We start from the raw sequence: 23,914 nt of genomic DNA, 5'->3' as shown, positions 1-23,914 counted from the left end.
GCCGCCGTTCGAGTGATCCTGACCCATCGCAGTGGCGGGCAATCCCGCCGCCGTCGGTGGAGGATGTCCGAATGGAACGCGCTCGCCCGAGCCGGCTCCCGCTCCGGAGCGGAGGGAACGCGCGCAATCGACGCGTGCGCAAGGAACCGGCTCGCAAGTCTCCCGCCCAGAGCAGGCGGCGGGAGTCGGATCCGCCCGCCCCGAATCGCCTCCGCAGCCTGCGGGACCGCAAGGAGATCCTCGCGGTCTTCCTGATCGCGTCGTCGGTCTTCTTCGGCCTCGCCTTCGGCTCCTACGACGCCGCCACCGGGGGCAACCTCGTCGGCAAGGCCGGCGCGTTCCTGGCGAAGCACCTCTTCGGCGTGTTCGGACTGGGAGCCTTCGTGCTCCCGCTCACGCTCTTCTTCGGCTTCCTCGCCGTCGTCCGTCCGCAGGGCAAGCGCCTCGGGATGGTGACCGCCCTCGCCTACCTGGCGCTCCTGGTCGGCGCCTCGGTCCTCCTCGATCTCCTCGTTCCCTCGCTCCGCCTCTTCGGCGCGAGGCCGGGAGGCTCTCTCGGCGGCGCGGCCTCGGACGCGATGGCCGGCGTGTTCTCCCTCGTCGGCACGGTGATCCTCGTGAGCGCCACGATGGCGGCCGCCCTCGTGATCGCCACGGGCCTCGAGGTGAGCAAGATCGCCCTCTTCGCCGGCGCCGTCGGCAAGAAGCTCGGGATCTGGTTCGCCGGCTTCGTCCACGCGCAGCTCGAACAGCACCGCGCCGAGCGCGAGGCGCGCCTCGAGGAGGAGGAGGCCGCCCTCGCCGAAGAAGAGGCCTTGGCCGCCGCTGCCTTCCAGGCGGCGCTCGAGGAGGCCGAGGAGGGAGCCGCACCGCCCAAGCGCAAGGGCCGCAAGCGGGTCGAGGAACCGTCCATCGAGGCCGATCTCGACGGCCGCGTCGCGGTCGCTCCGGAGGAGCCGCCGGCGAAGGCCGTGGTCGTCGCGCCCTTGCTCGTCGCGCCTGGGGTCGCGGAGACGAAGAAAGCCCGGCCCGCTCCCCCGCCGCCGCCGGTCGAGCCGGCGACGCCGCCCGCCCCGCTCCTCCCGCCGGATCCCGCGTGGGCGGCATCGCCCGCACCGATCGCTCCCGCAGCGCCGATCGCAGCCGAATCCCCGGCAGCGCCCGCTCCTCTCGAAAAGGTCGAGCCGGTCGAGGCGATCGATCCCTCCTCGGAGGCCGCCGCCGAGCCTCCGCCGCCGGCGCTCGACGTTCCGCCCGCCGCCGTGCAGGCCCTCGTCAAGGCGGGAAAGCTCCCGCCCGCGGCCCCCGTGATCGAGCTTCCCAAGGCGCCGCCGGCCCCGAAGAAGAGCGATTCGCCCTTCGACCTCATCGCCAGCGAGGGCGGCTTCTCCCTGCCGCCGCTGTCGCTCCTCGACGGGCACGGAGACGAAGCGGATCAGGCGATCGACGAGGCGCTGCTCCACTCCACCGCCGAGAAGCTGCGGCAGAAGCTCGCGGACTTCGGGATCCAGGGGCAGGTCGAGCGAATCCGCCCCGGCCCCGTCGTGACGATGTACGAGTTCGCCCCGGCGCCCGGCGTGAAGATCTCGAAGATCGCCGGGCTCTCCGACGATCTCGCCATGGCCCTCGAGGCGCTGCGGGTCCGCATCGTCGCGCCCATCCCCGGCCGCGGCGTCGTCGGCATCGAGGTGCCGAACAAGAAACGCGAGACCGTCTACCTGCGGGACATCCTCGAGCAGGACGCCTTCCGGATGTCGAAGTCCCGGCTCACCATGGCGGTGGGCAAGGACATCGAGGGCATGCCCTTCGTGGCGGACCTCGCCCGCATGCCCCACCTGCTCATGTCGGGCACCACCGGCTCGGGCAAGTCGGTCAGCGTCAACTCGATGATCATGAGCCTCCTCTTCAAGGCCACGCCGGAAGAGGTGCGCTTCATCATGGTCGATCCGAAGATGCTGGAGCTCTCGATCTACGAGGGCATCCCGCACCTGCTCCTCCCCGTCGTCACCGATCCCCGCAAGGCGGCGCTCGCCCTACGCTGGGCCGTCGACGAGATGGAGCGCCGCTACGCGCTCCTCGCCGAGAACGGCGTCCGGGATCTCGCCGGATTCAACAAGCTCATGGCGGAGAAGCTCGAGGCCCGGGAGAGCGCCGGGAGCCCACCGCCGGCTGCGCCGACTGCGTCCCCGCGCAAGGTCCTCATCATCGACGTCGAGAAGGGCGAGACGGACGAGGAGGCCCTGGCCCGGAGCGAGCAGGCCGAGCTGGACGGCCCTGGCGCCGCTCCGGACGAGGAGCCGCTGGATCCCGTGGAGGCCTTCCTCGAGAAGAAGCACCAGGAGGAGCTCGAGCCGAAGAAGCTCCCCTACCTGGTCATCATCATCGACGAGCTCGCCGACCTGATGATGGTGGCCTCCAAGGAGGTCGAGACCTACATCGCGCGAATCGCGCAGAAGGCGCGCGCCGCCGGCATCCACCTCATGGTCGCCACCCAGCGTCCTTCGGTCGACGTGATCACCGGCCTCATCAAGGCGAACTTCCCCTCGCGTATCTCCTTCGCGCTCCGGTCCCGGATCGACTCGATGACGATCCTCGACACCCCCGGCGCGGAGAAGCTCCTCGGCCAGGGCGATATGCTGATCCTCCCGCCGACGAGCGCCCACATCCAGCGCGTCCACGGCGCCCTGGTCACCGAGAAGGAGATCAAGCGGGTCGTCGACCACCTGAAGGCCCAGGGGAGCCCGGTCTACGACGAGTCGATCCTCAAGGCGCCCGACGAGGACGTCGAGGGCGGCGGCGCGGACGACGACCTCTCGGACGAGCTCTACGACCAGGCGATCGCGATCGTCTCCGAGATGAAGAGCGTCTCGATCTCGATGCTCCAGCGGAAGATGCGGATTGGCTACAACCGCTCCGCGCGGATGATCGAGAAGATGGAGCGCGAAGGGATCGTCGGCCCCGCCGACGGCGCGAAGCCGCGGGAAGTGCTCATCCGCGGGATCGGGGACATGCCGAACGTCTGATCCCATCGGTCAACCGGCCGATGGGGAGCCTCCCGGCGTCGCCGCTAAGGTCGGCTCGTGCGCGTCGGAATCTTCCAGACGAACGAGTCGGGCCAGGCCGCGGTGGAGACCGCGATCGTCCTGCCGCTCTTCCTCGCGCTGCTCCTCGGCGTCCTCCAGCTCGCCCTCTTCCACCAGGCGCGGCTCCTCACCGAGTACGCCGCGTTCCAGGCGGCCCGCGCGGGCGCGGTCTGGAACGGCGACCCGACGAAGATGCAGGACGCCGCGATCTTCGCGCTCGCGCCCACGGCCTGCCCGACCCGGGTCCCCCTCGCCTCCCGACTCTGTGCGCCTCGCGCCTCCGACTCCGAGTGGACGCGGCAGGCCGCGGGGGTCGCGGCCCTGCAGGCGCTCTCGTATGCCGACGGCTTTCCCGGCGTCCAGGTCCACATCCTCAGCCCCTACTGGAACGAACACGCCCCTCTCTTCGACGTCGGGCCCGATCGGGACGAGCTCGACTTCGACCTCCAGTCCGACGAGGCGCGCGACGCCAACGTCCTCACCATCCAGGTCCAGTACTGGTTCGAGCTGAAGATCCCCTTCGTCGACTGGGTGATCTGGCATGCGTGGGTCGCATCACTCGGCGGGCTCTCGGCGTCGGCGGTCTACTCGTCCTTCCGTGACCAGGAGATCCACCGCGGCAGCGACTACCACACGGTCCGTGAGTCGTCGGTGCGCGCGATGCTCGCCGCCGGCCTCTCGGGGAGCGACCGGAGCCGGCGCGCCTACTTCATCCCGATCGTCGTCCACCACTCGATGCGGATGCAGTCCAACTTCTTCTCGCGGTTCATCCGCGGCTGCTCGTGCGCCGAGGGGCGAGGCTGCTCCTCCGAGTGCAGGGCCTGGTAGGGATCCATGCTCGCACGCATTCGACGGCTCAGCCGGGAGGAGGATGGGCAGGCGCTCGTCCTCGCAGCCCTCCTCCTCTTCGCCATCGCCGTCGCCGTACTCGGGACCGCGAACCTGGGTCACGCGGTCCACGAGCGAATCCAGCTCCAGAACGCCGCGGACAACGCCGCCTACAGCCTGGCTGCCCACGAGGCGCGGGCGTTCAACTTCTACGCGTACACGAACCGCGCGCAGATCTCCCAATACGTCACCATCATGCAGCTCCTCTCGGTCGACTCGATGGTGCTCGGGGTGCTCACCGCGCTCGGTGCCCTCTCGGCGGTGCTGAAGACGGTGGGAGACATCTGCGCCGACTGGAAACGCGAGGTCTGTCTCGCGATCCCGGTGATCGGCGACGTGCTCGCCGGCGTGAGCATGGCCGCAGAACAGATCGAGAAGGTCGTCCGCGCCGCCGGCAAGCTGTTCACGCTCTTCGACGCCTTCGTGGGGAGCGTGGCAGTGCCGCTGCTGGTCGGCGCGAACCTCTTCCTCTTCGCCAACCAGGCCACCTTCCACGCCTCCGTCCTCGCGACGCTGGCGGACGACGGCGCGCTGCGCATCGCCCGGGCGACGTCGCCGCACGCCGAGCTCTGGCTGGCCGGGGCGCTCCAGTCGATCGGCAACGGAGCCCGCTTCGCCGGCGCCCACCTCTCGGAGGCCGCGCGCCTGGGCGGCACCGGGGGCTCGCCCCACACCGGCCTCGCGGACGGCACGGAAGGGCGGAAGAACTACGCGCGCCGCGGCATGTCCGAGCTGATCCACGCCACCCGCAGCAGCGGCTGGGTCTACGACCGCTCCTTCCCGGGCATGGGCGCGCTGGGCCGCGTCACGGGCGCCGAGTATCTCGACACGCTCGCGGACCTCGTCCCGGGCTTCGAGATCCGAGGGCATACGCGGCTCCACTCGGAGGCGGCGCCCCGCCCGACCTCGTCCTCGATGAAGGATTACTACCGGCAGATGGAGTCCACCGGGCAGTACACGGCCCGCTATCCGACCGGGAGCTCGATCGGCGCAAACTTCTACCTCAACGGCAAGGGCCTGGCCGCCGACCTCATGGACGCCCTCGGGTTAGGGATGCAGCACATGGCCTCGGTCACGTCGACCGGCACGCAGAGCGGCGGCGGCTGGGCGTGCACCTGGGACCTCGAGAATCCCTACGTCGAGTTCCCGCTGATCGTCCTCACGATCTACGGCCCCCGCTTCACCTGCGACGTGAACAAGGGCAAGCACCCGTGGTGGGGAATCACGCCGTACATGGCGTTCGACCCGAGCGGCGCCGGGTGCGAGCACCACGCGAGCGAGCACTGCCAGCCCGACGTGTGGGTGGCGCTGAAGCTGCCGCAGTCCCGGGTGAACCTCGCCCCGGGCGGAAGGAGCGCCGCCGTCGACGTGGAGGTGGGCGTGCCGGGCGGAACCGCCCGGGCGTCCAACGCGAGCGGGGACGAAGGCGGCATGAAGGCCGTCTCCCGAGCGCTGGCCTACTACCACCGCCCCGGTAACTGGCAGGAGCAGCCCAACTTCTTCAACCCCTTCTGGCGCGCCAAGCTCGCGCCGGTCGAGTCCGGTCTCGATCGGCTCGCGCACGACGCCGGAGTCCGGGACCTCCGCGGCCTCGTGCCGGAGGGGCTCGTCTCCAAGGGCCTCACGCACTGACCTCGGGAGCGGACGTGATGGCTCGTTCGATCGAACAGTTCTGGCCGAGGGGCGGCGGACGCCGCCACGGACTTCCCGCGTCGCGCTGGCGCTCTTGGGGGACGCTCGACGGCGAGGCCGGGAGCAGCGTGGTCGAGCTGGCGCTGATCGCGCCGATCCTGCTCGCCATGCTCCTCTGGGGCACCTACCACGCCGAGCTTTGGGTCGCGCGCATCAAGCAGCAGGAGGTGACGCGCTTTCTCGCGTGGGAGCTCACGTCCCATCCGCTCTCGGACCTCGAGCGCGGCCGACACGCGGAGAGCTTCGAGAGAGCCAAGACGGCCGCGGTCTCGGAGACGCGCCGGCGCTACGCGAACCTGGCCGGGCAGAGCCACGACGAGCGTCCCCGCGGCGTCCTCGCCGTGGCGTCGCTGCCGGAAGACGCGCTCTCCCTCGAGCCCGTGGGGGTCGACGCGTCCCGCTCGCTCGAGCGCCCCGACGGTGCGCCGGGCGGCCTCTTCGATCAGGTCGCGAGCTTCCTCGGCCGCACGCAGCGGCCGGTGCTCCAGCGCTTCGGGCTGAACCTCGATCACGCCGGCGCTTCGGTGGCGGTGAAGCTCACCGTCCGCAACCGGCTCATGCCCCGCAGCCTCCTCGGCGTCCCCCTCTTCCCCGAGGCCCTCGAGACCCTTCACCTCGAGGAGTCGATAATGACGCTAGAAGTGGACACGTGGAACCTCCCGGACGGCGGCGACGTCGACCTGACGGGGACCGTGGACGGCAGGCCCTCCGCCTTCCTGAAGCAGGTCGATCGCATCGCGCTCCTCGGGCTGGGCGACGAGCTCCAGCAGCGTGCAGGCGGCGCGAGGAAGGTCCTCGACTGGTTTCCGATCCGGCCCGGCGCCCAGCTCGTGAGCCAGGGCTACGGAGGCGGCGCCACGGGCCGCAACCGCTCCTGCAGCGCAAACGAGCTCGCGGCGTCGGGCAAGTGGAAGAACGGCGGCGCCACCCAGGTCGACCGGATGTCGCCGGTGAAGTGCTTCGACACCCTCCCCATCGACGCGGACAAGCTCGGCGCGGGCTACCGGGGCGACCCTTCGTTCCGAATCCTCGAGGGCCGCCGCAATCACTACATGGGCTGCCGCGTCGCCGGCGGCCCCAGCGCGGAGTGCGATCCATGAACACCTCCCGAACCTGCTCCGCGCCGCTTCGCCGTCTCGCGTTCGCCTTGCTGGCGCTGGCGGGAGCGAGCGCGGCTGTTTTCGCAGCACAGGGTGCAACTCCCGCCGTCGCCGCCGCAGTGCCGGAGGACCGCGACGCGGGGATCTTCCCGGCCTATCCCGGCGCGAGCCTCGTCTCGCTGAGCGGCGAGATCCTCGTCGACGGCCGCCTCGTCTCGTCGTCGATCTTCCGCACCAAAGCGTCGCCTGGTGACGTCCTCGCCTACTACCGCCGCCACTTCGAGGCCGAGCCGGTGAATCTCGCAGAGAACGCGCAGCCGGATGGGGGAGCGCTCTCGATCCTCGACGTCCGCCGGAGCCGCCACCTGCTGATCTCTGCCCGCCGCGGCCAGGACGGCGAGACGGAGGTGATCCGCGGTTGGTCGCCCTTGGGACGCGCGCCCCGCGAGTCGGAGCCGCCTCCGCTCCCTCCCCTCCCCGAGCACCTGATCCTCGTCTCCCGCGTGGACGATCGGCTCGGCGACGAGGCCGTCTCGACGTCGAGCTGGGCCACGCCCGTCGGCGCCGGCGAGCTGCAGCGGGAGCTCGTCGAGCGCCTGCGGAGCGAGGGCTGGAGCGGCGGCGACGTGCCTCTGTCGGACGTCGGGAGCGACGATCGACTCACGAGCCGAGGGCTCTCGATGCATCGGGACGAGTGGCAGCTCACCGCGACGGCCACGCAGGAGAAGGGCGGGCCGACCTTTCTCACCGTCCGGGTCGAGAGAAACACCCGGTGAAATCGGATAGGATGACGCTCTACCCAGCGAGGAGCGGTCCACATGGCACGGGGAAGGCCAAGGCTTTCGCTCCTGGTCGCAGTCCTCCTCTTCGGGACGGCAGCCGCTCCTGCGAAGACCAGCGAGCCTCCGGGGACGGTCCAGCTCGGGAGCCTCGCGCCCGTCCTCCCCTGGGCGCGGGTGACGCGGAGCCAACCCGGCGCCTGGGCCGAGTACGCCCTCCTCCTCGGCGGATACCCGATCGCTCCCTACATCCGGTTCACCATCGTCGGACCAGACGTGAGAGCCGGATCGCGCGGAACCTGGGTGGAGATCTGGATCTCGCAGCGGCCCGGCAGCGCCACCCAGGCGTACAAGCTCTTCGTCTCGAGTGAGCCTGCGACCCCCGGGCGCCTCCTCGAGGCGAAGGTGCGGCTCCTGGGTGGACCGGTGCGGGACCTCCCGCCGAGCGAGATTCCCGGGCTCGTCCCCGGCGCAGGCGGATCAGCCGCTGCAACCGGCCGCGCCATCGAGCCCCGCCTGCTCGAGGAGACCACCACGGTGCAGACGCCGGCCGGCTCCTTCGTCTCGCGCCTCGCCCTCCTCGACGCCAACGCGAAGCTCCCGTCCCGCGCGTGGTTCGCCGACGCTGTCCCCCTCTTCGGCCTCGTCCGGCTCGAGCTCGCGAAGGAGATCGGCCTCGAGCTCCACGCCTTCGGGAGCGGCGGAGCGAGCGTCATGGACGAGGATCCACCTCCCAGCGTCGAAGCAGCGCCCTACTAGGCGGAGCCCGGAGTGGTGATACACTGCCCACCACTCAACGGGTGGCGGGTGGGATGAGGCTGGCTGGTCCCTGGCAGGCAGTCGTGGTGGCCGCGGCGATGGCGTGCGGCCTGATGCTGGCCGATTCCGCCCGCGCGGACGAGGAGCCGACCGATCGGGTCTCGGACGAGATCCTGTCGCCCGGCGAAGCGTGGGCGGAGCCCGGCTTCCGGATCCAGCTCATCGTGGGCAGCGAGACGCTATCGGGATTGAATGGAGTCCCGAGCGGCGGCGGCTTGAGCCTCACGGCCGAGCCCGGGGTGCGACTGGACCGCTGGTGGTCTCTCTCCGCGACCCTCCACTACACGGTCCTCTCGGGCGAGGCCGAAGGGCTTCGCTGGAGCGGCACTGCCGACCTCGGATTCCACCCGTGGTCCGGGCTCTTCGTGGCGGCGGGCCTGGGCTACGGCGGCATGATCGTCAACCGGGACTGCACCGGCACCGGCCTGGCGGCGTCGGCCAAGGCCGGCTGGCTCTTCCCGCTCGGGAGCCTCTTCGCCACGGGGCCGGTGGTCCAGACGGATCTGCAGTGGACGAGATGCACTTCCGATGAGTCGAGTGATCGGACCTCGAGGGCCTTGACGCCCGAAGGCCCGATGCCGCCCCCGCCGGGCGGCCGCGGATTCGTGGATGTGTCGGCCCCGTCCACCTGGCGTCACCGCTCCGTCTACGTCGCGTGGTCGTTCGCATGGCGCTGATCGCGAAGGTCCTCCTTCCCCTGTCGTTGTTGCTGGCTCCGGGGATCGCCGCGCCCGCCGATGCCGCCCCCGACGCTGGCTTGGTGGCGGCATCGTCCGAGCCGCCGGCCGATGCCGTCGACGCGGACGGGACGGTCGATGCTGGCACAGGGCTGACGCCAGGTGAGCCCGAGCTCGTCCCGCCCGTACCGATCGGCTCGCTCCACGTGCCCTTGCCCCTGGGGTCGCCGCCGCCGACCGAGACGGTCACGGTCCAGGTGCTCCTGCGCATCGACGCGACGGGTACGGTCCTCAACGTCGACCTCGTGGAAGGGGCCGGCGAGCCCTGGGACCAGGCCGTGCTGAACGCCGCCGCCGGCTTCCGCTTCGAGCCCGCGCGCTGGGGCGGAACGCCGATCCCGGTCGAGATCCCCTTCGTCCAGCGCTTCGAGCCGCCGCCTCCGCCCGAAGAGGAGGACCAGGAGCTCCCCGCCGTCCTCGAGGGCTCGATCCTGGAAAAGGGAACGAGGAAGCCGGTTCCCCACGCCGAGGTGATCGTGGAACAGGAGGGCCGCACCCTCCGGGCGGAATCGGGGAACGACGGGACGTTCTCGCTCCGTGCGCCAGCGGGGCCCTGCCGGGTCGAGGTCGCGGTGCCCGGCTACAACCGCTTCGTGGTGAGAGAGCGGCTCTCGGAGGGCGAGCGCGTCGCGGTCCGATACCTCGTGGAGCGCCGCAGCTACGATCCCTACGAGACGATCGTGATCGGGAAGGCCGAGCGGGCGGAGGTCTCGAGGACCACGTTGCGCGACCGCGAGCTCACCCGGGTCCCCGGGACCTTCGGCGACCCCTTCCGGGTGGTCGGCGCGATGCCGGGCGTCGGGCAGGTGTTCTCGCTCCTGAGCTACCCGATCGTGCGCGGCTCGAACCCCGGCACCACCGGGATCCTCCTGGACGGCGTCCGCGTTCCGCAGCTCTACCACTACCTGGCGGGTCCGGGCGTGATCCACCCGTCATTCATCGACCGCGTGGACTTCTACCCGGGGAGCTTCCCCGTCGAGTACGGCGGCTACACCGGCGGCATCGTCGACGGGATCACGCGGCGGGCGCGGCCGGACGAGCGCATCGTCGACGCAGGCTTCGACCTCACGAACACCTCCGTCCTGCTCCGCCAGCCGACCTTCGGCGATACGACCGCCACCGTGGCGGGGCGCTACGGCTACCCCGGCCTCCTCCTGAGCGCGTTCAGCCAAGACTCCTACGCGAGCTACTGGGACTACCAGACGCGCCTGGACGGCGCCGCCGGCAGGGGCAAGTGGACCGCCTTCGCGTTCGGCTCCTACGACGAGGCGGGGAACGTGATGGACGGGGTCAAGCAGGCCAACCTGCGCTCCCAGTTCCACCGCCTCGACCTCCGCTTCCGCCAGGGCGACGATGACACCTACGGGAGCTACGCGATCTCGTTCGGGATCGACGACCTCCTGGCCGGAAAGAACGCCGGCTCGATCCGGACCCTGAGCGCCGAACCCCGCATCCGCTGGCAATTCGCGGCCGCAGAGGGTTTCGCCGTGAGGTTCGGACTGGACGGCGCCTTCCGGCAGACGGAGCTCCCCACGCTCTCACCCGATCAACAGGGAAGCGCGCTCGACCGGATCGACCCGTCGATCGCCTCGGTCGGCGGCCTGGTCGAGACGCCCTGGCGGCTCACCGACTCCCTCTCCGTGATCCCCGGCGCACGGGTGGACCTCTACGACACGAAGTCCGCGTCGAAGGCCTCGTTCGATCCGCGCCTGCTCTGGCGGTGGCGCGTCGGCGAGTGGCCCGACGAAGCGACGATGACGCTGAAGGGCGGCGTCGGGTACTACCACCAGCCGCCGCGCTTCTTCATCCCGATCCCCGGCCTCGACGAGCTCGCCTTGGACCTCGGCCTCCCCGCGAGTGTCCAGAGCAGCCTCGGCACCGAAGTGGAGCTCGCCACCGGCTACCTCTTCGACGTGACGACCTACTTCAACTGGATGGATCCCATCGTCCTCGAGCCGAACTTCGACTCGAGCCAGACGACACCCGAGGGCGATCCGACGAACGGGCTCGACAACCTCCTCACGAATCGAAAAGGGCGCTCGTACGGCGTGGAGCTCATGCTCCGCAAGATGGATCGCGGAAACCTCTTCGGCTGGATCGCGTACACGCTCTCGCGGAGCGAGCGCCTCTCGTCCCGTGGCTGGGAAGCCTTCGACTTCGACAGGCCCCACATGCTCCACGTGGTCGCCGGCCTGCGCCTCCCACGAAACTGGGAGCTCGGCGGGCGGATGCAGCTCCAGAGCGGGCGCCCGGTTCGTGCGGGAGACGGCTCTCTCACGGGCCGCACCGACCCGTTCACCCGCTTCGACATCCGGATCGACAAGCGCGCCGTCTACAACTCGTGGATGCTCGACTTCTACATCGACGTGATCAACGTGGCGATCTCGCCCGAGGCGGTCGACGAGAGCTCGGAGGGCAAGATCCGCTACATGCTCCCGACCGTCGGCTTCCGGGCCGTGCTGTAGGCGCTGCCGAGCTCGTCTCTCACCGAGACGGGAATCTCGACCACCACTTCAGATGGGCAGCCGGACCACGAAGGTCGCGCCGGGGAGCGGGCCATCGCCGAGCTCGAGACTTCCACCGCTCCGCTCGGCCAGCATGCGGGATAGCGGGAGCCCCAGCCCAACGCCCTGGGGTCTACCGGTCACGAAGGCATCGAAAATCGACAGGCCGAGGTCGGGATCGATTCCGCTGCCGCTGTCGCTCACCCGGAGCGCAAGTTCACTGCCTTCCACGAGGGCGGTGAGCCGCACCCTGCCGCCGGCGCCTGCTGCCTCGACCGCGTTCTCGAGGAGGTTGACGAGGATCTGCCGGAGGTGACCGGGATCGCCGTGTACGACGTGGAGCGACGGCTCGAGTTGGACCTCGACCACGAGGTCCGGCGGCGTCGCGACCGAGCTTCGGGCGGACTCCAGCACGGCGGGCAGATCGACTGCCTCGCGCTTCGGAGGCCTGCTTCTCGCGAGCTCGAGGAGATCGTCGATGATGCGCGCGGCGATCCGCACTTGGCCCTGGATCCGGTCGAGGTGTTCCTCGCAGCCCGCAACGGCGCGTGATCTCTGGAGCCTCGAGCGCAGGAGGTGCGCCGAGGAGTCGATCACGCCGAGCGGATTGCGCAGCTCGTGGGCGATGGAGGCCATGAGCTCGCCCAGGAAGGCGAGCTCCGCCGTTCGATGACCGCGGTCGGACATCAGTCGCGGAGCTGCTCGAGGTAGCGCCTGGCGAGCTCGACGAAGTCGGCCTCGGTGACGATTCCGACCAGGGCGCCTTCGGCGTCGACGACGGGTAGGCATCCGAGCTTGCGGTCGAGGACGATCGAGCAGGCTACGAGAGCAGGCTCGTCCGGGCCGATAGTCGTCACTTCGCGCTTCATCACCTCGCGGGCGGGGATCGACTTCTTGATCGAGGCGTCCTCCGCGCGGGAGAGGCCCGCGAGGGAGGAGACGCTGGCCTGGAGGATGTCCCGGTGGCTGATGAGGCCCACCAGCCTGCCATTCTCGACCACGGGGAGGTGCCGGATCCGGCCGAGGCGCATCACGTCGTCGGCGAGGAGGAGGTTCTCTCCTGCCTCGAGGGTCACGACGTCGCGGGTCATCAGGTCTCGAACCTTCATCAGCGGGCTCTCCTGGGAAATGGGTCCCGAGTGTATATCGCCACGGGCCGTCGGATGCACCGGAGAGGCTACCGGCGACACGACGGCCCGGCACGGTTCCATCGAAAGGCGGCAAGAGAAAGCCCCCGCCGCCCGGAGAGGGCGCTGCGGGGGCTCCAATCACTCCGCCGGCGACTGGGCGCCGGCGGGCGATTCCGATTCGGCGCGGCCTACCGCACCGAGAAGAGGCTGGCCTTGGCGGGAGCCGCCGTGGCCGAGCCACAGACGCCGCCGGAGAAGGCGCCATCGGCGGCGTGCTGGACCACCATCGAGTGGAACGCGCCGCCGACGGCGTCGTCCACGCTGACGACCAGCTCACCGTTGCAGTCGAGGGTCCACGCGTTGGCGACGTGGAGGACCGAGAGGTTGCCGAAGGTACCCGGCTTCGCCTCCTGGCCGTCGACGAAGAGGCCCGTCGGACGGAGCTCTGCGACCTGCTCGGTGCCGGCGCCGCAGCGCATCACGACGCCCGCGTTCACCGCGCCGAGCTCGGGCTTGCCCTTGACCGCAGGAGCAACCTTCACCTGGACCTCGTGGGCACCCAGGGTGCCCGCCGAGTAAACGGCCGCCTTCTGGAGCTTCACCGCGGACGCGCCGAACGAGGCGAACGAAGCGCCGTAGGCGGTGCAGGAGTCCGAGGCCGGCTCGGCGATCTCGAGCGCGAGCTCCGTGGGAAGGGCGTTGAAGTCCTTCACCGAAGCGGTGACGGTCACCGGACCGTCCGCTGCCGCCTGATCCGCGGAAGCGAAGACCCACGCCAGGCCCTCGGCGTCGGTGATCGCCTGGCCGTCGGTGAGGGTCACCGGGCCATCGGCGGCGAACTCGACGAGCTTGCCGGCGACGGCGTCGCCGTTCTCGTCGACGAGACGAACGACCATCGCCGAGCCGAACTCGCTGCCCGCTCCGGCGACCTCGCCGTCACCCGCCACCGCCATGAGCGCGCCGTCCATGCCGGCCGGCGGGGTGGCCCGTGCCACGAACGCCCGCTCGGGGAGACCGGTAGTGGATGCGACGAGAACGTGACCCCAGCCGACGGTGGTTCCCAGCGTCCAGCCGGTCGATGCAGTGCCGTCAGGGCCGGTCGCCACCGAAGCCGCGCCGGCCGTGCCACCGCCGGCGTCGATCCGGAAGCTCACCAGCCTGCCCTCGATCGCGTTGTTGTCGGCGTCCATCACCTTCAGCACTACCGGGAGGGGGAGGTCCGTACCGGCTTCCGCCTCCTGGAAGTTGCCCGAGACCATGGTGAACTGGGTCGCAGTGCCCGGATTCGCGATCGCATTGAACACCACGAACGGCGTCCCAGAGGCGAATCGGACCGAGTTGGTGGTGCCGCCTGCGACTCTGCCCAACCTGAACGTGGCACTGGCGAGGCCGTTGTCGTCGGTCCTGAACGGATTCACATTCGGGGTGACCGTTCCGTTTCCGGTAACCGTGTACGTGATCGTCGCTCCCGGCACGGGATTGGAATTGGCGTCCACGGCCCGAATTACCAAGGGCGCGCCGAGCTGCGTTCCAACGATAGCGGCCTGGTTGTTCCCGGACACGGGCTCGAGGGTCGCGACGCCGCCGGCCCTGCCGGTGGCGTAGAAGGTGACGGGCGGCGTGAGCGTGCCAAACGTCGCCGTGGCGGAGTTGTTTTTGTCTTGGCTTGGCGGCGCCGCCACGGTCCCAAGCGTCCAGTCCGCCGTGGCCTTGCCGAAGTTCGCTCCAGCCGTGGTCGACGAGAGACCCGTCGAAACCAGGCTCCCGCCGCCAGTGACGACGGCGAAGGTCACCGGCTGTCCGCCCACCGGGTTTCCATACTGGTCCTTGAGGATCACGGAGATCGGGTTCGAAAGCTTCGGCCCCCCCGCGGTTCCGGTCTGGTTGTTCCCGGCATCGTAAGCGATGTCAGTGACCGGACCTGCGACCGCGGTGGCGTCGAAGACGGCGGTGGACGTTATGCCGGTGACAGCCGCCTTGGCCTTCTTGGCGCCTGCGGTGGTCGCGAGGGTGTAGGTCGTCGAAGCGCAGCCATTCCCGTTGGTCATCGAGCTGGTGAACGACCCTCCGTCCGCAACGGTGTTCGGCGTAAAGTTCACCGCCTGGTTCTCGATCGGGTTGTCGTTCGTATCGGTCACCTGGACCTGGAGCCTGAGGGGAGCGCCCGTAGTGGTGAGGGCAGTCCCCACGGTGCCGGACTGATTGTTGCCGGACGGGACACAAACGTTGGTGCCCGTCGGGATGACGATCTTGGCCGGGTTTCCCGGAGTCACGTTCACGTAGTACCGGCTCGGCCCGTTGAGAGCCGGCGTACCCGTCGTGCGGACGGCGGTGAAGACATTCTGCCCCACCTTCCTCGAGAGCGTCATCGAGGAGACGGTCGCGTCACCGGTGGCATTCGTGGTAATCGCAGTCGTGGTGAGGGCAGCGAACGAATCCGGCGCGCTCTCCACTGCGAAGGTGATCTGAAATCCGCTGACCGGATTGTTGTGCTGGTCGGTGACCTTCACGGAGAGCCGCTGGGCGGCCGCCACGGCGGCCGTTCCCGAAGCCACGTTCGTCCCCGTAGTTGTAACTCCTTCAGTCAGGACTCCCGGCCCCTGGCCGAACCGAATCGTCGTGGGCGTGTCGGCGTTGGCCGTTGCCGTGAACGTGACCGGTGTAGGCGAGCCCTGCTGGCCGCTCCAGGCCGTAGCGGACACCGTCTGGGCGCCGGCACCGGTTCCAAGGACCAGGAGCACGGAGGCGATGCCGTTATCGCCGGCGGCCACGGTAACGGGCCCGGGCACGGGGGTACCTGTCTCGCCGACGATGAGCTGGCCGCCACCGGTGGCGACCGCAAAGGTTACGTCGGCGCCCGGAACCAGATTGCCCTTCTTGTCCCGGACGCGAAGGCCGAAGGCCGTGCCGAGCGGTTTGCCGACGATCCCCGTCTGCGGAGTGCCGGTGGCGAGCTGAGACTGGCCTCGGTCGGGCGCACCGGGCTTGAAGGTCACGGTAACGGGGGGGAGGGTCGTGCCCTGGACCACCGCCTTGATCGTCTTCGTCTCGGCCTTGTCCGAGCGGAGTTTGAACGTCACGAGCCCCATGGCGTTGGACTCGGAGGAGGTCTCGCTCCAGAAGTTCGCTCCGCCGGTGGCGCTGATCGCGACGGTCTCGCCCAACACGGGGTTCTGGTTGGCGTCGATCACGGTCACCAGGAACTCAATCTCCTCCACACCGTCGGCGGTGGGGTGGGTCTGGAGGTCCAGGTCGTCGTAGTCGAGGGCCACTACGGTCGAGGTTCCGCCCGCCGCGCCCGCGACGAAGCGCACGCTCGCGGTGAGCTCGAGGGCACCGCCACCTACGTCGGCCTTGATCGTCGCCAGTCCGGCGACGGTGGAGCTGACCCAAGCCTCGGCGCGGCCGATGGCGTCCGTCCGGAGGGTGTTTCCAGGCGCGAAAGTGACGCCCTCGCTCTCGGTGCTGAGCACCACGGGCGCGTTCGGGAGTTCGTTGCCCTTGCCGTCGACGACGCGGATCGAGAGCTTCGAGGTCGAGACGCCGTCGGCCACGACGAGCGCGCTGCCCGCGGTCATCCTCGACGAGCCGCCCACCGGGTCCGAGCCGGTCACGGCGAAGGGAACGCTCTCGGCGCCCTCGAAGCCCGGCGCGGAGACGACGAGCGTATATCCGGAGGCGCTCTTACCGATCGAGAGCGCGCTGAACGTCGCGACACCGTTCGTAGCAAGTACGGACACCGTGCCATCGAGCTTCGCGGCGGTGGGGTTGGAGAGGAGCCGAGCCTGGATGGACGGCGTAGGACCGGAGAAATCCTGAACAGCGTTTCCCGCTCCGTCCAGGACCTCCACCTTGAAGTTCAACGACTCCCCGGCGGCGACCGACGAAGGCTGGGTCTGGAATCTAAGGCGGGAGGGCACGCCGGTGGTGATCCTGAACTCTTCGCTCGTCGCCGTCTCCAGGCCGGAGGCCGTGGCAATGAGGCGGTAGCCGCCCTCACTAGCCCGGTTGGGCGTGTCGATGACGACGTCATCGAAGGACGCCACGCCTGCCTCGGCCGCCCGCGTACGCGAGAGCGATCCATCGGAAAGCGCGAGCGTCACGTCGGTGTTCGCATCCAGGATCCGGTTTCCGTGGAGGTCCTGGACCTCGACGCGAACCGCCGGACGGAGCGCGCGGCCGGCCTGGCCGTCGCCCGGGGGAGCGACGAACTCGAGTCGCGCGGCGGCCCCGGGAACGAAGTCCACCATGATGCGCCCGCTGTCTCCGAGCGGAACCTGGCCGACCTTGACCGTGATGATGCGCCGGCCGGCGACGACGGACGAGATCCGGGCGCTGGCGTTTCCGTTCGCGTCGGTGATGTCCGACGATAGGGTGACGACGTCCTGCTCGAGGGACGAGGTGACGAGGATCGAGCGGTTGGTGGCCGCCGTCCCCGCCCTGTCCTTGGCCGAGATCGTCAGGACGACCTCGTCGATGCCGTCGGCGACGACACCGCTCTCCGGATCGGCGACGATCGTGGAGCGGACGGGATCGACCTCGCCCTCGGGCGCAGGCTTTTTGATGTCCGTCGTTTCCTTCGAGCAGCCCGCCATGACGAACATCAGCAGGCCGATGAAGAGGACCGTGCGCTTCATGTGAACCCCACTTCCGGCGTCGCCGCGCCAGTTACTGCAAGAACCGGTTGAACTCGCTCGATCTCCACCCTGCATAGCGAGGCGACGTGCTCTCTGTGCACGGCGAAGATCGACCCAAAAATTCTCGTAGCGGAGGAGCCTAGCACCGATTCCGGAGCGCGCATATACCCCCGAACGAATCCCGAAGCATGCGTGTCCGAAAGAAACGGCAGAGATGAAAACATGCAAAATAATGTTTTCAGCTCAACAGACTGGGACCCCCTAGAGCCACCGGGAGGGGTGCCGTTCTCCGGAAGAAGCCGGTTCGTTGGCCGGAGTGGCGGAGCGGCCGACCCACGATCCCGAAGGTTCGCGGTCGGAAGGAGCTTCAGGGACGCGCGAGCCCGGTAGGACCGACGGCCTCCTCGGTCGAGAGACGTCGCCGGCCGCCCGAGGGCTCGGCCCGGACCGGACAGTCACCCAGGTCGCAGCTGGCGCAGACCCGCGAATGGCAGGGATCGAGGTGCAGCGCCAGCTCGCCCCGGAAGCTAGCCCGCGAGGCCATCCAGCGCTCCAGCGACACCACCGCCTCGTGGGCCTGCCGCACCGTCCAGTGCGAGGGGACGAAGACGTGGGCGTCCACGTGGACGAGGTCGCCCGACCGGATCGCCCTCAGGCGGTGCACGTTGGTGATCCCTTGCACCGGCGCCTCGTTAAAGGCCCCGACGAGGCGCTCGAGGAGCTCGGGATCCTCCCGATCGAGGAGGGCGTTCGCCGCGTCCCGGACCAGGCGGAACCCGGTGCGGGCGAGGAGCAGGCCCATCGCCAGGGCCACGAGCGGATCGAGCCAGGCGATCCCGGTGAACATGACCAGGCCGAGGCCGACCACGACGCCGGCGGTGGTCCAGACGTCCGAGAGGATGTGCTCGCCGTCGGCGATCAGCGTGACGGAGCCGGTCTGTCGCCCCTCCCGGCGGACCCACCAGCCGAGGACGAGGTTGAGGACGCCCGCCCCCACCGCGATGGTGAGGCCGTGATCGACCTCGTGGACCGAGGGGCCCTCGAGGAGGCTCCCGACGGCGGAGTAAAAGATCATCGCGGCGGCGAAGAAGATCAGGCCGCCCTCGAACGCCGCCGACAGGAACTCGATCTTCCCGTGGCCGTAGGGGTGGTCCCGGTCGGCCGGCATCGCGGCGAAGCGGATCGAGAAGATGGCGAAGCCCGCGGCCACCACGTTCACGATCGACTCGAGGCCGTCCGAGAGCAGGGCCGTCGAGCCGGTGAGCTGCCAGCCGGCCATCTTCGCGACGAAGACGATCAGGCCGCCGGCGAGGGAGACCCAGCTCGCCAGCCTGCGGCGGGCTTCGTTATCGGGCGCTGGCGCGGCGGCGACGGCGGACTCCGTCGGTGCGAGGGGCGGGCTCATCGGTCTGATTCTATAGTCGAGATCGGCCGGCGGGGCACTGCCGTCGCGGGAGCAGTCTCCTAATGGGCGACGGGGACCACGACGGGATCGAGCCGATTCTGGCGCAGCTCCACCTCGGAGCTCTCGTCGAACGAGATGCCTCCGCCGCTCTCGCGGACCGAGGTGAGGCGGACCTCGACCCCTGCGGAGCCCACGATCGCGACGCCGGCATCGGCCGCGCCGCGGATCCGGCACGCCTCGACCAGCACGTTGCCTGAGCCCAGGATGGCGATGCCGTGGGCGCCGGCGACCGGAGGCGCGTCCGCGGTCCACGAAGCGCGAACCCGCCGCAACCTGGCGCTGTCCACCTGGAGCAAGCGGATCGCGTCACCCGCCGTGTTGCGCAGCTCCAGGTTCTCGACGGTGAAGTCGTCGCCGGTCACGTCCAGGCCAGGGGCATCCGCCACCTGCCCGGAGAAGTCGAGGATTGCCCGGCTGCCCGAGGAGCGCAACGTGATCCCCGGCACGCTCAGTGAGAGGCCGTCGGTGAAGCGGTAGACCCCCGGGTCGAAGCAGATCACGCTGCCCGACGCAGCCTCCAGGAGGGCGGACTGAACGGAGACCTGGTCGTCCTGGCCCGGCTCGAGGTGGATGGAGCAGGGATCGCCGGGCAGATCGTCACCACCGCTGCCGGCGCCGCACGCGGCCAGGATCAGGCAGGACAGCAGGGCTGGGAGGTAGGCTCGGTTCATCGCGACCACCCCAGGAACGTTAGCAGGAAGCCAGGACGAGTAGGAAGGATTCCTCCGATCCGGGGGCCCCGGGGGGGCGGCGTGGAGCTCCCCCGCCTTCGGCTGCGCTACCGCGGCGTTCCCGTGCGGGCGGGGTTTCCGCGATAGGTCACCCATCCCTTGGGCGCGAGCTCCCGATCCTCGACCTCATAGACGTTGATGATCTGCCTGCAGGATTCGAGGACCGCCCAGCGGCCCCCGTGCAGGGACGTCGCGCCGAGGTAGCTGCCTCCCGCCGGCAGCTCGCAGGCGAAGACCTCGGCACCCTCCTCGGGCTCGATCTCGCGGAGCTGGAATTTGGCTTCACAGCCGACTCCCGCTCCCTCCACGGTATCGGCGAAGAGGAGAGAGCCCTTCTTGGTGAGGACGGGCTCGGACCGCCACCAGCTCTCGGCCCCGTTCACGCCGATGCCCCAGACCGGCTCCTCCTCGCCGGTGGCGAAGCGGATCAGGCTGGGGAGCTCCCACAACGAGCAGAGGTCCTTCTGCTCGGCTCCACAGGGCTCCACCGGGAGACCGAAGAAGTAGCCCCGCTTGCCGGTGAAGATCGGCGAGGGAGAGTAGAGCGGCACCGTGGCCTTGAGCCTGGGCAACGCGCTGCCGTCGTCCAGCTTCCTCCACTCCGAGGTCCCCTGGAAGAGGAGGTCGCCGCTCACGGCGAGGGGCGGGTTGAAAGAGGTCGACTGGCGCCAGCGCTCGCCTCCCGTCGCGCCAAGGGAGACCAGCGCGGCCAGGTCGGCCGAGCTCTTATGGTCGCGCTGGGTGCTGAAGTAGATCCGCCCGGCGTCGTCGCCGACGAGCCCGGAGAAGGTACCTTCGAACGACCGCACCCAGAGTACGTTGCCGGAGAGATCGATCCCGACCGCCCAGCCGCCGTCGTGGCTTCCGCCGCTGGCCCACCCGTCCACGAGGGCGTAGATCATCGACCCCTGGGCGGACACCTCTGCCACGGTTACCGATCCCCCGGCGGGAACGGGGACTTTGCCCGCGAGGTCGAGTTTCCACGCCAGCTTGACGGTGCGAGAATCGTAGGCTTCGATCCAGCCCGGCTTCAGCGTGGACACGATCCGTCCTGCCGCGAGGAGCAGCGCGCGGGTTCCCGTCGGCTTCGACCCGCGCGAGAGGGTCGTCCCCGCCGACATCGGCTCCTTGCCCAACAAAAATCCTGATCTCGAGGAGCCCCTGGCGAGGAAGCAGGTATCCCCGCACTCCGCCCAATAGAGGTCTCCGTCGGCGTTGGTGGTGCCGTCGAAGTGGATCCGGGCGCCGGCCCCGGCGGAGAACGTCACCTTGGTCTTGAGGACCGTTGGGCGGTCCTGCACGCACGCTCCCCGGTCGCAGTAGCCCTTCGCGAGGCAGGGCGTCGTCTCGCCACATTCAGTCCGGTCTTTGGAGCGCTCTTCCGTGCAGAGCCCCTGACGACAGACGTGCGTGTGGCTGCAATCCGAGGGGCCACAGACCTTGCTTTCGTTCGCGGGTTTGAGAACGCACCCGACCTCGGGATCGCATTCGCTCGCCGTGCAGAAATCTGTGGACACCTGGCAGGATTTGGCTTGCACCACACAGCCCACGGTCGGATCGCAGAAGGCCGTCGTGCACGCATTCGTCTCGCCGCATTCGCGGGCGGTGCCGACACAGCTCCCCTCGTGGCATTGCCCGCCCACGAGGCAGGCGTCGCCGCAAGCCGAGCCTTCGGGACGATCGATCTCCACGCACCCCAGGGCGGGGTCGAAGTGGATCGAGCGGCACTCGTCTCCCTCCCCGCAGTTGGGTACGGGCAAGCCCTGGCCCAGGAGGCGGACCTCCGACGGCTTCGCGGGGGACGAGATCCGGAGGCCGAGGTCGTAGCTCCCCGGCTCGGAGGGCGCGAAGGTGATCTCGATGTCGCGGATTTCGCCAGCCCTCAGGTCGACCCAGTCGGGTCCGAAGAACGGAGCCGGGATCTCGAGAGACACCTGGGTCGGCGCCCGCCCCACGTTGCGGATCCGCAGGGTCCTCGACGAGGGGTGGCCGACGAAGGAATCCGGGAAGACGAGCTCGTCCGGTTCGACCCGAACGTCGGCCTCGGTTTTGACGATGACCGGATCGGCGCAGGCGCCGAGGAGCGCCGCGGCGAGGACGAGCCATGTGCACGGGAGCCTGGTCAGGGACAGACCGCGGCTCGACGACTCGGAGTGTAGGACGCTCATCGCTGGGGCCTCCCGTCGCCGGCGAGGCTGCCGCGCGTCGTGACCCAACCGCTGCTGGCGGTGTCGCCAAACGGAAGCAGAAGCTGGTGGACGGTGAACCAATTCCCATCCCGAGACGGCTGGGAAGCGACCGTCCAACGGCCCCCTCGAAGTGAGGTGGAGCCGAGGTAGAGGTAGGTGCCTCCGGGACCGTCCGGGCGCTCCGGGAGGCGGCAATCCCGGAGCGAGTGCCCTTCGGCGTCGATCTCCATCACGCGGGTGAGGAGCTCGCCGCCGGACTCGTCGGAGATCCGTGCGGCGAAGAGCGCGCTCTGCGAATCGGTGAGCAGCGGGTCGGTCCGATAGACCGGCTCCGCGAACGGCACGGTCGAGGAGGTGACCTCCCCGATCCAGGTCTTGAAGGCCGTTACCCGCAGACCCTCTACGTCACGGCTGAAGCGGTACCCATTGTTCTGGCCCACCACGAATGCCAGGGTCGGACCTTCCCCGTCGACCGGCGGCAGCTCGTATGCCAGGTCGCCATCCAGATCGAGGACGCGGGCCGAGGTCCCGAAGACGTGGTCGAGGACCGTGGCCAGCGGCGCTTCCGTGTCGGAATCGGCGCCGATGGTGAAGCGATCGGAGCCGTCCGGGCCCACCGAGAGGAGCTGGAGGGATCCCTCGTCCCCGCCGAGGGCGAAGTGCACGTCGCCAAAACGGTCGACGACGAGATCCCTCGGCGGCGAGGCGCCTTCGAAGGTCCGGATCCACTTCACCGATCCATCCGAAGCGGCGATGTTGACCAGCGCCCCGGCGCGCCGGCCATCCTCGGTTGCTCCGGCAACGCCAGACATCGAGAACCAAACGTAGAATCCCTCCTCACCGCTCGCCAGCGCGTCGGCGCGTACCGAGCAGGGACAGCCGGAGCCCAGCGCTTCCTCGAGCTCGGCCCAGAGGCTCCCGGCCCAGGCCAGAGCGCCGTTCGACGCCGAATACGCGTAGACGCTATCGCCAGCGGCGACGACCACCCGGTTGCCGGCCAGAACCATCTGGTTGGGCTTCGGCAGCGTCAGATCCCGGAGCGGGAAGCGCGGGTGTTCCGGGAAGCGGGGGGTTGCCTGGTCGCCGTCGACCGAGACCAGCTCGCAGCTGGAGGGATCGCATTCGAGCCAATAGACGGCGCCCTGGTCGTCCGAGATCCCGGGGAAGACGAGGTTCGACCGCGACTGCACATTGTGTCGCCAGAGCACCTCGAGGTTCTTGCCCATCTTCGCCTTGCAGACGTTGTCGTGGCACGTGCCTCTTCCGCACTTGGTCGTGCAATCGGTGTTCTCGGGGGTGGGGACATCGACGCACTCCCCCAAGAGGCAGATCGACGAGGTAACGCAGTCGGAAGGGCCACAGGGGTCGCCGTCGGTGGCGTCGACGATCGTGCAGCCCAGGGTGGCATCGCACAACCCCCTCTTGCACGGATCGGGGCTCGACGGGCAGTCGCCGCTCTTGTCGATCTGGATGCAGCCGACCGCCGCAACGCACTCGTCCTTAACGCACTTGTCGTGGGAGTTGCACACGACGGCTTCGCCCACGCAGGCCCCGCTCCGGCAGATCTCCCGGGTCATGCACGCATTTCCGCTGGAGCATTCGGTGCCGTCCCGATCGACACTCTCCGTGCACTCACCGGTCTCCTCGTCGAAGACCACCGAGCGGCAGACCCCGGACGGGAAGCACGACGGAGAGCCCTCCGCCTTCCCGGAGAGGTCGATGTTGGTGACCTTGCCGGAATGTAGCATTCGCATCGACTGTCGGTGCTGACCAGGCGTCTGCGGCGTGTAGCGGATCCGGACGTGCAGATCCCGCCCTCCGCCGACCGTGGCCTCCGCGGGGTCCGCCGAAAAGGGCGGCGTGACCTCGAGGTTCATGTGGAGCGGGACCTTGCCGGAGTTGCTCACTACCAGCTCGCGATCGGACGAAAATCCCACGAACGTGCGGGGAAACTCGATCTGCTCCGGAGAGACGTAGAGGCTTCCCTGGGGGGTTTTGAGGGCCGGCGACCCGCAAGCCGCAGCCAGTGACAGCGCAGCTACGGACAGCAATAGAGACGAATACCGTACCATTCCCCTCCAACAGCGCTCTCCGGTACAAACGGCGAGCCGCTTCGAATAGAGTACCAAGTGTCGCCTCGTCCGCTGCGAACCGCAAGGC

General features: G+C 69.3%; 15 protein-coding genes. 8 read left to right on the top strand and 7 right to left on the bottom strand.

Annotated elements, in window-relative coordinates; genetic code table 11:
- Positions 1 to 71: 71 nt before the first annotated feature.
- From AKJ08_RS18085 to AKJ08_RS18050, 8 genes are read left to right on the top strand one after another with little or no spacing between them, the layout of a single operon-like run.
- Positions 72 to 3,023 carry a DNA translocase FtsK gene (locus AKJ08_RS18085; RefSeq protein ID WP_082343343.1) on the top strand — a complete coding sequence of 984 codons (2,952 nt, stop codon included), beginning with the start codon at positions 72 to 74 and terminating at the stop codon, positions 3,021 to 3,023.
- A gap of 57 nt (positions 3,024 to 3,080) precedes the next feature.
- Positions 3,081 to 3,911, top strand: coding sequence for a TadE/TadG family type IV pilus assembly protein (locus tag AKJ08_RS18080; RefSeq protein ID WP_050727357.1), 831 nt, complete (start codon positions 3,081 to 3,083; stop codon positions 3,909 to 3,911).
- Positions 3,912 to 3,917: 6 nt separating this feature from the next.
- Complete coding sequence (locus AKJ08_RS20570; protein WP_050727356.1) at positions 3,918 to 5,603, top strand: pilus assembly protein TadG-related protein; 1,686 nt, start codon at positions 3,918 to 3,920, stop codon at positions 5,601 to 5,603.
- A gap of 17 nt (positions 5,604 to 5,620) precedes the next feature.
- Positions 5,621 to 6,763: a pilus assembly protein gene (locus tag AKJ08_RS18070; protein ID WP_050727355.1), complete on the top strand. Its 1,143-nt coding sequence runs from the start codon at positions 5,621 to 5,623 to the stop codon at positions 6,761 to 6,763.
- Positions 6,760 to 7,539, top strand: a complete 780-nt coding sequence (locus AKJ08_RS18065) for a hypothetical protein (RefSeq protein WP_050727354.1) — start codon at positions 6,760 to 6,762, stop codon at positions 7,537 to 7,539. Before AKJ08_RS18070 ends, AKJ08_RS18065 begins: the two co-directional genes overlap by 4 nt.
- A gap of 42 nt (positions 7,540 to 7,581) precedes the next feature.
- Positions 7,582 to 8,301, top strand: coding sequence for a hypothetical protein (locus tag AKJ08_RS18060; RefSeq protein WP_050727353.1), 720 nt, complete (start codon positions 7,582 to 7,584; stop codon positions 8,299 to 8,301).
- A 53-nt stretch (positions 8,302 to 8,354) separates the two neighbouring features.
- Complete coding sequence (locus AKJ08_RS18055; RefSeq protein ID WP_157370815.1) at positions 8,355 to 9,038, top strand: hypothetical protein; 684 nt, start codon at positions 8,355 to 8,357, stop codon at positions 9,036 to 9,038.
- Positions 9,029 to 11,563 (top strand): TonB family protein, encoded by a 2,535-nt coding sequence (locus AKJ08_RS18050; protein WP_050727351.1) that lies wholly within the window; start codon positions 9,029 to 9,031, stop codon positions 11,561 to 11,563. Before AKJ08_RS18055 ends, AKJ08_RS18050 begins: the two co-directional genes overlap by 10 nt.
- Positions 11,564 to 11,611: 48 nt before the next feature.
- Here the strand turns inward: AKJ08_RS18050 and AKJ08_RS18045 are convergent, their stop codons facing one another.
- The 7 genes from AKJ08_RS18045 to AKJ08_RS18015 all read right to left on the bottom strand — a co-directional run bounded on the left by AKJ08_RS18045 (position 11,612) and on the right by AKJ08_RS18015 (position 23,826).
- A complete protein-coding gene (locus tag AKJ08_RS18045; RefSeq protein ID WP_050727350.1) occupies positions 11,612 to 12,289 on the bottom strand; it encodes a sensor histidine kinase in 678 nt (225 codons plus the stop codon).
- On the bottom strand, positions 12,289 to 12,711 hold the full coding sequence (locus AKJ08_RS18040; protein ID WP_050727349.1) for a CBS domain-containing protein: 423 nt from the start codon (positions 12,709 to 12,711) through the stop codon (positions 12,289 to 12,291). Before AKJ08_RS18040 ends, AKJ08_RS18045 begins: the two co-directional genes overlap by 1 nt.
- Positions 12,712 to 12,920: 209 nt before the next feature.
- Positions 12,921 to 17,369 (bottom strand): Ig-like domain-containing protein, encoded by a 4,449-nt coding sequence (locus AKJ08_RS18035; RefSeq protein ID WP_050727348.1) that lies wholly within the window; start codon positions 17,367 to 17,369, stop codon positions 12,921 to 12,923.
- A 367-nt stretch (positions 17,370 to 17,736) separates the two neighbouring features.
- The gene (locus AKJ08_RS18030) at positions 17,737 to 18,774 is read right to left on the bottom strand and encodes a cation diffusion facilitator family transporter (protein ID WP_050727347.1); all 1,038 of its coding nucleotides are present in this window, start codon (positions 18,772 to 18,774) and stop codon (positions 17,737 to 17,739) included.
- A 59-nt stretch (positions 18,775 to 18,833) separates the two neighbouring features.
- A complete protein-coding gene (locus AKJ08_RS18025; protein WP_169788872.1) occupies positions 18,834 to 19,505 on the bottom strand; it encodes a right-handed parallel beta-helix repeat-containing protein in 672 nt (223 codons plus the stop codon).
- Positions 19,506 to 19,612: 107 nt separating this feature from the next.
- Positions 19,613 to 21,733, bottom strand: coding sequence for a hypothetical protein (locus AKJ08_RS18020; RefSeq protein WP_050727345.1), 2,121 nt, complete (start codon positions 21,731 to 21,733; stop codon positions 19,613 to 19,615).
- Entirely contained in the window at positions 21,730 to 23,826 is a 2,097-nt protein-coding gene (locus AKJ08_RS18015) for an Ig-like domain-containing protein (protein WP_420806374.1), read from the bottom strand. The genes AKJ08_RS18020 and AKJ08_RS18015 overlap by 4 nt, the downstream gene beginning before the upstream one ends.
- Between the last annotated feature and the right edge of the window lie 88 nt (positions 23,827 to 23,914).

This window comes from Vulgatibacter incomptus, from assembly GCF_001263175.1.
GTDB lineage: Bacteria > Myxococcota > Myxococcia > Myxococcales > Vulgatibacteraceae > Vulgatibacter > Vulgatibacter incomptus.
Note: the sequence above shows the minus strand (reverse complement) of the source record. Positions and strands in the feature narration are given on the sequence as shown.